At 41.1% G+C, this 10,098-nt stretch carries 12 protein-coding genes; 3 read left to right on the top strand and 9 right to left on the bottom strand.

The window, feature by feature from the left end; genetic code table 11:
• The 6 genes from H740_RS03155 to H740_RS03120 form a co-directional block, all read right to left on the bottom strand.
• Positions 1–350: hypothetical protein (locus H740_RS03155; RefSeq protein ID WP_004322476.1), on the bottom strand; the 350-nt coding region annotated here is incomplete at its 3' end.
• Between the two features lie 12 nt (positions 351–362).
• The gene (locus H740_RS03150) at positions 363–707 is read right to left on the bottom strand and encodes a hypothetical protein (RefSeq protein ID WP_004322475.1); all 345 of its coding nucleotides are present in this window, start codon (positions 705–707) and stop codon (positions 363–365) included.
• Between the two features lie 14 nt (positions 708–721).
• The gene (locus H740_RS03145; protein ID WP_004322473.1) at positions 722–1,024 is read right to left on the bottom strand and encodes a hypothetical protein; all 303 of its coding nucleotides are present in this window, start codon (positions 1,022–1,024) and stop codon (positions 722–724) included.
• Between the two features lie 5 nt (positions 1,025–1,029).
• Positions 1,030–2,481 carry a hypothetical protein gene (locus H740_RS03140; protein ID WP_004322472.1) on the bottom strand — a complete coding sequence of 484 codons (1,452 nt, stop codon included), beginning with the start codon at positions 2,479–2,481 and terminating at the stop codon, positions 1,030–1,032.
• Positions 2,482–2,879: 398 nt separating this feature from the next.
• Entirely contained in the window at positions 2,880–3,341 is a 462-nt protein-coding gene (locus tag H740_RS03130; RefSeq protein WP_004322467.1) for a hypothetical protein, read from the bottom strand.
• A gap of 391 nt (positions 3,342–3,732) precedes the next feature.
• Complete coding sequence (locus H740_RS03120) at positions 3,733–4,713, bottom strand: IS110 family transposase (RefSeq protein WP_004322462.1); 981 nt, start codon at positions 4,711–4,713, stop codon at positions 3,733–3,735.
• Positions 4,714–5,038: 325 nt separating this feature from the next.
• Here H740_RS03120 and H740_RS03115 point away from each other — a divergent pair, with 325 nt between their 5' ends.
• Positions 5,039–5,707 (top strand): response regulator transcription factor, encoded by a 669-nt coding sequence (locus H740_RS03115; RefSeq protein ID WP_004322459.1) that lies wholly within the window; start codon positions 5,039–5,041, stop codon positions 5,705–5,707.
• Positions 5,691–6,815, top strand: a complete 1,125-nt coding sequence (locus H740_RS03110) for a sensor histidine kinase (RefSeq protein ID WP_004322457.1) — start codon at positions 5,691–5,693, stop codon at positions 6,813–6,815. Before H740_RS03115 ends, H740_RS03110 begins: the two co-directional genes overlap by 17 nt.
• On the opposite strand, the gene H740_RS03105 is transcribed toward H740_RS03110, so the two are convergent.
• On the bottom strand, positions 6,812–7,663 hold the full coding sequence (locus H740_RS03105; RefSeq protein WP_004322456.1) for a cache domain-containing protein: 852 nt from the start codon (positions 7,661–7,663) through the stop codon (positions 6,812–6,814). The two genes, H740_RS03110 and H740_RS03105, sit on opposite strands and share 4 nt — an antisense overlap.
• Positions 7,656–8,027, bottom strand: coding sequence for an HIT family protein (locus H740_RS03100; protein WP_004322455.1), 372 nt, complete (start codon positions 8,025–8,027; stop codon positions 7,656–7,658). Before H740_RS03100 ends, H740_RS03105 begins: the two co-directional genes overlap by 8 nt.
• 130 nt (positions 8,028–8,157) lie before the next feature.
• On the opposite strand from H740_RS03100, the gene H740_RS03095 reads away from it, so the two are divergent.
• Positions 8,158–8,994 carry a tetratricopeptide repeat protein gene (locus H740_RS03095; RefSeq protein WP_231679302.1) on the top strand — a complete coding sequence of 279 codons (837 nt, stop codon included), beginning with the start codon at positions 8,158–8,160 and terminating at the stop codon, positions 8,992–8,994.
• A gap of 220 nt (positions 8,995–9,214) precedes the next feature.
• Here H740_RS03095 and H740_RS03085 read toward each other — a convergent pair.
• The coding region (locus H740_RS03085; protein ID WP_002951232.1) for a hypothetical protein at positions 9,215–10,098 on the bottom strand (884 nt) is incomplete at its 5' end.

Here is a 10,098-nt window from a genome sequence, read left to right as displayed (position 1 = left end):
CCAATAGGTCGAGGATCATCGCCATTTTCACCACTGCCACCACCGCCACCAACACCACCACCACCGCCATTACCACTAGCAACAGGTTTAGCCATAACATAAACAGAAGGCAAAATATAAAGAGGCGAACGGCTCAAAGCACCACTATGCCCACTATTAACAGGCGGAACAGCAGGATCAACAGGGACAATAACACAATAAAATATCCCAAAATCACTTTTAGAAATTTGCGCCATAAAACTAAAAGCAACAGTATATTCCCTTTTATCTATAGTGCAAATAACACTTTCACCATCAAAAAACGTACCACAATCACCGTTTAAACTAAATTGAGAAATATCAACACTCACAATAAACCGTCCTTATGAAATTATTTTATAAACTTTATCCCACGCAACATCAATAGCGCGAATATTTGCCGACGCCTGCTCTAACAGCTTAATCACTTCGTCTTTATTTGGTGTCTTACCTTGCTCAAGCTGAATAAGATAGTTGTCTAAAGCTTCAGCCGTAGCCGTAAGACCCAAAACCTCACTTTGCGCCTTGTTATCGTCGATTTCGGATAATTTTTCAAGAACTGATCCTGCAAGAACTGCACCTGCTTTGGCTTTGGGAAAAAATACGCTTAAAACGGGCGATAAAGCCCCAAGTATATTATTAGCCGCCTCGCTAGTTTTAGCGATTACCTCTTTAACACTTTTTGACATCTTTTAATCTCCTTTTAGTCAAATAAATTTAAACTCTGCTGTTTTACGGCAAAGAGATAAACCCTGCCGCGCCTTAATTCAAAATCCCGAGCTTTACAAAAAGCCTTTAAATCTAAATTTTTACAATCCTCTTTATACTCCTTGAATATTTGCGAACCAAGCCAATTTTTAGGCGTAGCTCTTAAATTTTGCGTCTGATAGATAATTTTTGCCTTTTGCTCAAAATATTCGCGCTTAATTTGATAATGCGCTAAATCAATACAAAACTTGTTATTACTTTTCAAATACCTATCTAAAATTTGCTCTAAAATATTCATCTTTTTTAATCCTCAAATCTTTGCGCTTGTAATATTTTCAAAGCGTCTTTAATAGGCTTTTTATACTCCTCGCTACGTATTTCTTTTAAAGCGATAATAAACTCATCTAAGCCATAATACATTGAGCTAGTAAGCGGATTATCGACACAAAGCCCGCAATCTTTTATCGTTTTTTCATTTTTATTAAAATTACCTGCTAGTTTAGATAAACCGTATTCGTGTAAATTTAACCCCTGCTTGTCTAAATCTTTTTTGACTTCATCAAGCACAACGAGAAAGTTATTAAAATCGTAACCTAGATTTGTATAAACGGCAGATACAAAAGCCTTTAAAGCCTTTTTAGCTTGCTTTAAGTCCTTTGATTTTATAAAATCGTGCTTTGATAGTTTAGTGAAACGGTTTTCATCCCAATCAGCAAGAAAATCCCAAAATTTTAAGCGGGTTTCATCTTGATCACAACGTTGGTAAATTTTACGAATACTAACAATTTGAATACTTGAACTAGACAACTTCTCCCGCTCTTTATCTCTTAAATCATACCATTTACAAATATTTAATCCCGTAGCCCAAAACCTACCGACATTATTTATCAAATAATCAACTTCATCCTTAACGTCAATCGGCATTAACTTACGAATACGCAAACGCCCAAACTCCGCCTCGTGCCTAAAAACATATTTATCACGATCAAAATTAAATCCGTTTAATTCCCATTTAGTAAAAATAAGAGTTGAGATATTTTTTTGCTCAATTTGTTTAATTTTGTCATACACGCGGAACATATCAGGATTTTTTCCGAAGCTCATACCCTCAAAACGGTTAAAACGCATAAAATTATTAACGTTAATATCGGCTAAATTTATCTTTGATAAATCCGTATCATCCTCACTTACTAAAACGCTATCGTCGCCAGTTTCTTTGATAGTAGCTTGTGAGAAATGGCTAATCTTTTTAAGCGATCTAAAATTGAAAAAATCTACGGGAGTATATTTTATTCCCGCTACATCCGAACAAACGTCAAGACGTAAAATTTTAATTTCAAATTTACCGTCAAAAATATCATTTAAAAACTTTTTCACTTGCTCGATACAAACGATAAAACCGTATTTTAATAGATATATTGATCGGAACTGTAATTTTATATGATATAGACTGTTTGCCTCAAAATCCGTATCAGAAACCGAAAAAAACACGTCATCATTTTTTACAAAGCCAAAATAAGAACCGCCTAAGCCCTTACTACTCACAAAAAAATCGCCGTAGGTTAAGCCTAAATCAGTTTTATAAAACTTTTCGCAAAACGTATAAACAGCCTGCGCCGCCTCTTTAGCAGTCTTTACTATTGATACAAATCGCTTAAATTTTGTAAGAAATACCGCCTCATCAGTGCAATTTATACCAAAAACTAGCGTATCGATACCTTGATGAACGATTTTAGGCTCTGATATTACTTGCATTATTTCGCCTCGCTGTTAAATATTTCAAGGAACAATTTATTAAATTTGGACGCGTTACCGTCATCTATCAAAAAACTATCAGCCAGAAACATCAATTTTAAATCATAAATGTTTATATGCGCGATACTTAATAAATAATCCATATCGTCGCAATACAAAGAAACGGTAAAAATAAAAAAATGCTTATTTGTGCTTATATCGACTTCCACGCCGAACGTATCGCGAACGGATTTTATAAAATGGCCTGCGAAATTTGCAAAATACACAAATTTTAAGAGATAAGGTAAATCAGAGTCCTTGAATATTTGAGAGTAAGTCATTTTATAAAATCCTTTATTTTATTTTGGGGCTTTGTTTAGCTTTGTCACGCCTACACCACCTGAGAGGCGGGGCGCAGGCTAAGCCAAACGCCCTAAAAATAAAGCTTTCGCGCCCTCTAGTTTTAGCATTGCCGTGACAAAGAGATCAACGGCAGGGGTAAAGCGGTCGAACACGATAACGGGTGTAGTGTTATACGCGTCAGCATATAACCTAAACTCGATCTTACCGTTAGCGATATAGACCTCGTCCTCGTTTAGCTCGTGAAACTGCGCTTGCGTTATGCGGGTTGTATGCTCGCCGCCGCTATTCATCGCTACATAAGTAAGCATATAGGTATCGTCCCATCGCTCCGGCTCGCCAAACTCATTAACGATCTCTTGACCGTCTTTATTTTTCTTTACCTTGCCCTCTACTTGTTTAAGCTTCTTAACCCTTATTTTCTGCTCAAATAGGTCTTTTGACTGATTAAGCGCACGGTAAATTTCTTTAGCGTGCTGCTCTTGCTCGGGTGTGTATAGTGGTGCTGTAGTCTTTGCCATTGTGTTTAATTCCTTTCAATTAGTGATTTAGTTTCGTGTAGTCTAAATTCAGTATCGTTAAAACTCTGCTGAATGTAGAGAATAGGGGTATTTTTGTTATACCCGCAAACAAAGGTTAATTCGCGTTTGTCGTAGTCGATTGACATCACTTCTGCAAACTTATCGCCGTGAAACGGTTTAGAGTGCGGCGACCTTACTTCAAGCCGTAACATTTTAATTTGATCCTTTCTGTGAAATTTGATTTATTTCGTTAATTTGATTTTCCAACAAATAGCGGTCTTGTATTATCCTAGAGACCCTGCTTTCATCTATGCCGCTATCTTTTATAATATCCTTACGGGATATTTTTTTATACTTGCTGGCTAGCAAGTTATAAGCACTTAATAAAAATTTAGCTTGTGTGAGCGTTATATAAATTTTCATTTAGGTAACTCTCGCTTAATGGGAATAGAGATTTTAAATAACGCACAATAGCACACATTACGGCAACTAGCGCGACCTTTTTACTCTTGCCTTTACTGATTAAATGATCGTATCTCTTTTTAAATTTCTCATTGAACCGGACGCAAGAAAACGCATTAAGGAACAATATGCGCCTTATCGCAGAACTACCGCGTTTATTTATCTTTGGAGATTTATGCACGCTTGAACCGCTTTCGTATATACGCGGGGACAAACCTAAAAATGATATAAATTGCTTTTCCGATTTCGCGCGGTTAAAATGAAGTTGAGGAAACAAATTTAAGGCTAAATCAATGCCGAAGCCTTTATTATTTTTTATGATTTCCTCGCAGTTTGGAACAAAAGATTTTAAGATTTCAAAGGCTATAAGCTTTAATTTTTCTTGCGTTTTTTGAACTTGACCGGTAAGAGATTTTATAATTTCGGATAATTCCGTATCGGTTACGAAGTCTTGAGATTTTTTAAAATTCTTTAATTGAGTTTGGATTTTGGATAGAAGCAATATCGTAGAATTATAGCTTTTGATTAAACTATATTCACGGTTATAAACGCTAGGATTTAAATCGGCTTTGAATATACGGCAGTATAAAGCCAAACCGTAAGCGTCTGTTATATCTGATTTTTGAAAGGTCAAATGCTTTAAAAAGTGTGAAATTTTAGCAGGGTTTAGCGCGCTGTGCTTGATTTGCAAATCGCTAAGCGCAGATTGTAGCGGCACGTGATAGTTATTTGTGTGCTCAAAAACAATAAAAATATCATCTTTGATAAATGATTGAAAATAAGCTTTGATTGTAGTCGTATCGTTTGGGAGAGATGCAAATTTAGGTTTTACGTTTTCAACCGAAGTTAAAAAACAAAAATCTATTTTTTCTTTGCTTACGTCAGCACCGATAAAATAACTCTTTTTCATCTGATACCCCTTAAATTTTAAAATGTTTTGGCTTTTTAATTCTTTCTTGTATTCAGTGTTTTAACACTAAGATTTTTAAACGAATTATATTAAGCCCGTGAAGCCCTTAAATCTTAAAAGCAAGGTTAAACCTCTAATTCAGACACGTGGAACTTCACGGAAACATTTTAACCGAAACAAGCCGAGATATTAAACTTTTATTTGAGAAACCAGCTTTGGATAAGCTCGGGGTGTTTCGTATGGTGAATCATACAAATTCAGACGATCCAAAATCATTTTTAGCTATCATCTCCCTTAAAATATTGCGATAAAATTCGGAGAATTTATGAAAATTTTACTGCTTGAAGACGACTTCGTATATCGTGAGAGCGTTAGCGAATATCTAGAGAGCCTAGGCTACGAGGTGGATGAGGCCGCTGACGGCAAGGTCGCCTGCGATAAGATAGCGGCGGGCTTTTATCACCTGCTAATCCTTGATATCAAGGTTCCGCACATCAGCGGGCACGAAGTTATAAAATATGCCAAAGATATCGGCTATGAGGCGCCCATAATGATAATGACCTCGCTCGTAGATATAGACGATATGGCGGTCGGATACGAGCTGGGCTGTAACGAGTATCTAAAAAAGCCCTTTGAGCTAGCCGAGCTAAAATTTAGAGTAAACGAGTTAATGCGAAAATATCACGGCAGAGACGATAAAAACTTAATCGCGATCGACGAAAACTTTAGCCTCGATACCGCTAAAAAACGGCTCAAATTTAAAGGAGAGCCCGTCGAGCTAAGTACGAGAGAATTTGCTATCATCGAGTGCTTGCTGTTTCATAAAAACAGTTTTGTTGGCATCGAGCGGCTACGCGCCGAGGTGTGGAACGACAAGGAGATCGACCCTGCCGACGTGCGCATGCATATACTAAAAATCCGTCAAAAAACGACTCCAGAGTTTATAAAATCATCGCGCGGACTAGGCTATAAGATAGATGTTTCAAAATCTTAAAATCCCTATTTTAGCCACTTTTATCATCATGACTTTGTTTATATTTCAAAGCTACGAGATCATAAATTTAAGCTCCAAAGACGAATACTCAAAAAATATGTTCGAGTTGCTAGAATACGAGGGCAAAATCCGTAAAGCGCTCGATAAAAACGAGACTTTGCCTATTTCGCTCACCTATAAATACGGCGTTTTTGATCTCAAAGAAAAGCAGATCGTCTCAAATTTGGACGCGCGCCCGAGCGATTTAAAATTTATCACCAGGCAAGAAAACGGCCATCTTTTTTACAAGACCTATTTTCGCGCGGACGGCGAGTTTTATTATCTCGTGCTAGCCAAAAAACAAAACGCGGCTAGGATTTTATTCGTCACGGCTCTAACGCTTGCGTTTGCGCTCGTGGTCGTATTTTTCGCGCTTTATTTGTCGTTTGTTAGCGGCATAAAGCCGTATAAAGACGCTAAAAAATATATGAATAACTTTTTTAACGACGCGATGCACGAGCTAAAAACGCCGCTGGGAGTCATCGGCATAAACCTCGAGATGCTGGGTCTTGATAACAAATACGTCACCCGCATGCGCTCGGCTCTAAAACAGATGCAAGTTACCTACGAGGACACCGAGTACTACATCAAGCGCGGGTATATTTTATTTCCGCCAGAGATTTTAAATTTGAGCGAATTTTGCCTCGAGCGAGCGCGGTATATGCGCGGTATCGCGATGGCGAAAAATATCAAAATTTACGACTTCGTCGAGCCGAATTTGAAAATTTTCATGAGCAAGATAGAGGCTGGCAGACTGATCGATAACAACCTAAGCAACGCCGTAAAATACAGCCGCGAGGGAGCGGTAATCAATTTACGCCTTTTTGAAAAAAGCGGCAAAATCGTGCTTATAGTCGAGGACGAGGGTGAAGGCATAAAAGATACGAGTAAAATTTGGAAACGCTACGTCAGAGACGAGGGCGTGCAGGGCGGCTTTGGCTTGGGGCTAAACATCGTGCAAAGTATCTGCGTGAAAAACGGCGTGGAGTATGGCGTTAAAAGCGAACTAGGCAAAGGCAGCGTCTTTACCTACAAATTTTCGCCGTACTCAAAAAGCTTGCTTGATTAGTCGAACCAAACGCCCAGCTTTGCTAAATTTCGCTCTTTTGAGTCGGAGTTAAAATAAATCACGAAATATCCCACTCGCTCGCCCTTTGCGTCGTTCATCGGCTGGACGGTAAAGGCGTGCGAATTCGTCTGATAAAATCCGCCGCTTTTAAATTTGATATCTTTTAACATCGGCAAGACGTTTAAATTTGCGTAGCTCTTATTTATAAAGTGAAAGCCGTCGATGATGCCCTCGTCGCTGCCGTTTTGATACGGCGAGTCGGCGCTAGCGTCGAGTAGCACGAAAAGGCCTAGCCCTTGCTGTGCGAAAAAGTCGCTCAAATGCTTAAAATCAAGCAGCACTTCGATACTGCCCAGCATCTTTTTATCCTCAAATATCGGCGCGACAGACCTAATGAAAACTCCGGCGCGACCGACTTCGATGCCTGCGGCTACGCCGTTTTTAGCCTCGGCTAGTAGGTGGCGAAAGCTCGTTAGATCATCGTTATATAGCGGTATCCAGCTCCTAGCAAAGCTCCTCATTTCGGGCGTGTGGATGTGAAATTTGGCATTTTCGTAAATCGGCACCTTGCTTAGCGTTTTTGTAAATTCGCCAAGCGTCTCTAGGCACATCCGGCGGTTATTTTGGCTCATACATTTTTTCACGTGCTCGTTTTGCGCTAGCAGCGTTGCAACCGTCATCGCGGAGAGTTTTTCCTCTTCTATGTTTTTATTTAAAATTTGCGTTTGAAAGTCGAGAAATTTTTTGATATTTTCCGTCTGCGTCTGCTCGTCCCAGCGCGCTTTATAAACCGCCAAAACGCCTGCTACTACGATGATCGCGAGCGTTAGAAGTATTTTTTTATTCACGTGTTTTGCCTAGCTCGAGCGCCAAAATTTGAGAAAACTCGGCAAAATCAGGTAAATTTAGCTCGCCCTCGCGCTGCTTTTTGCCCCACATGGACTCCGGGAAAAAGCTATCGCTCTCAAATCTCGCCATCACGTGAAAATGTACGCGCGGCATGTAGTTTGCAAAGCTTGCGATGTTTATTTTGGTTGGATTATAAAATTTTCTCATTACTTTTTCGGCCGTCAAAACTGCTTCAAAAACTCTTTTTTGCGTCGCTTCGTCGCAGTCTGTGAGCTCCTTAAACGGCGTTTTTGTAAAAATTTTTACCCACGGGATTTCGCTCGTTTCGTGCTCGACGAAAATCAGCTCGTCTTCAAAAATCATTTTAAGCTCCTTTTTGATAGCGATTTTAGCCAAATTTGAATTTTAATCTTTTTAAATTTATACTTCATGCATTTTGGCTTCGGCGCTTTACGGCGGTAAATTTATAAAATTTGAAAGGAAATTTGAGCTTATGAGACGTTTTATTTTGGTTGTGTTTTTTGCGGTACTGGCTTTTGGCGGCGAGCTAGCCGATCTTAGCAAGGAGTGCAAGAAGGGAAACGACGAAATTTGCAAAAGGCTCTCGCTCGCGATTAAAAACCTCGAGCTTGCCTGCGATGAAGGCGGCGAGAAAAACGCGATGTATTGCGCGGGACTTGGGTATTTTTACGAGTTTGATAATGTGTTTACAAAAGCCGTGCGATACTATGACAGGGCTTGCGGGCTGGGCGCTGACAAAGCCTGCGTGTATCTAGGCCTACTTTATCAAAACGGGCAGGGTGCGGCGCAAGATCACAAAAAGGCAAACGAGCTTTTTGCTAAAGCTTGCGAAAAAGGCGTAGGCGAGGGGTGCGCGAGCCTAGCGTATAGCTACGGCAAAGGTCTTGGCGTCTATCCTGACGGCAAAAAAACGAACGAGTTGTTTGCCAAAGCCTGCAAGCTAGGCGAGGAAACGGCGTGCTACAATCTCGCCCTAAGCTACGCGCTAGGTGGCGGCGTGCAAAAGGACGCAGCAAAGGCGGCGCAGATGTATGCGGCCTCTTGTGAGCGCGGACACGTGGACTCTTGCGCCGATCTTGGGGTTTGCTATTTTAAGGGCGATGGTGTGAAAAAAGACTACGAAAGAGCCGTTGTGCTCTTTACTAACGCTTGTTCGGGCGCGAGCGCGCTAGCCTGTGCAAATTTGGGCTTTGCCTACGAAAAGGGTATGGGCGTAGAAAAGAATAAAAACGCCGCCAAAGAACTTTACGACAGGGGCTGCAAGCTCGGGGAATTTAGCGCGTGCCAGTATCTAAAAAAATTGCGTTGAGACGAGCGGGCAAATAAGCCTTGCTGCTGTAAATTTAAAAATACAGCTATTGTGTCGGGCTAGAGCCATACGTGCTAGGATCTTGCTAAATGTTGCCTTGAGCGGACAGAAACGGGCCGAGTAGTCCGCCACAACCAACATTAAAAAGTAAAATTTAGCGCCAAAATTAAAATAGCGTGGGCGCGCAAATCCAAAATAAATTTGACGCCCGCGGTTAAATTTACCGCTTAAAGTCGTGGATTTGTATATTCGTGCCATATTTTTTGCAAAGCTCGCTTACCTTGTCTTTCAGCTTTTCCTCGTCATAGCAGATGAAATCGATGTATGCGCGCCTCTGCCCGGTTGCGCCGCCGATTATCTCCAAAAACGAGCTGCAGCTCTCTAGCTCCTCGTCCTCGATTTTATTTCGCAGATCAAAGCCCGCCTGCACGTCGCCGCCGTTACCTATGCTAAGAAAGCAAAATTTGATGCCAAGCTCGAAAGCTTCATTGTAGATGTCGCGCTCGCCGTTTAGGTACTGATTTACAATGTTGGTCAGGCAGGTGGTGCCTACGATCACGTCCTCACGCACCTCGCTTCCGCGCGGCTCCATCTCATAGCTGAAAAAATTCTTTAGCGGTTCGCGCGCGGCTTTTTCACCGAATTTCTCATCGACCAGATCGGCGAATTCGCTTAGCGGCACGCCGTTTTCCTTCGGCTGGGCCAGCACCTCAAGCTCGCCTAAGGTATTTATGATCGCCGTTTCGCCGATCATATTGTCAAGCAGGATAAAGCTAAGGTTATAAGCCTTGCCCTCGTCCTGCGCGAGCAGAGTGGCTAAATTTGCGTTGTAAATTTTGATATCCACGTCGCTTTCGTTAAACTGCGCGTAGATCATCGACTCCTCGGCGTTTACGCACGTATCGTACATCTCGATCCCGCCGATACCTCTCGGCGCACGCGGCTTTCCGAGCGTGCAGAGCATTCTGTCCTCAAGCTGCTTTGGCATAGCGTTTTTGATAAAGCTTAGCCAAAATAGGCGGTGTCTCATACCCTCGGGAGTTAGCACCAGATCGAGTTTATCGCCCGCGAGCCCCGTCATAAAGTATGGCTCGGCAAGGCAGA

Origin of the sequence: Campylobacter showae CC57C (assembly GCF_000344295.2) — a bacterium.
In the GTDB taxonomy this organism is placed as follows: Bacteria; Campylobacterota; Campylobacteria; order Campylobacterales; family Campylobacteraceae; genus Campylobacter_A; species Campylobacter_A showae_B.
Note: the sequence above shows the minus strand (reverse complement) of the source record. Positions and strands in the feature narration are given on the sequence as shown.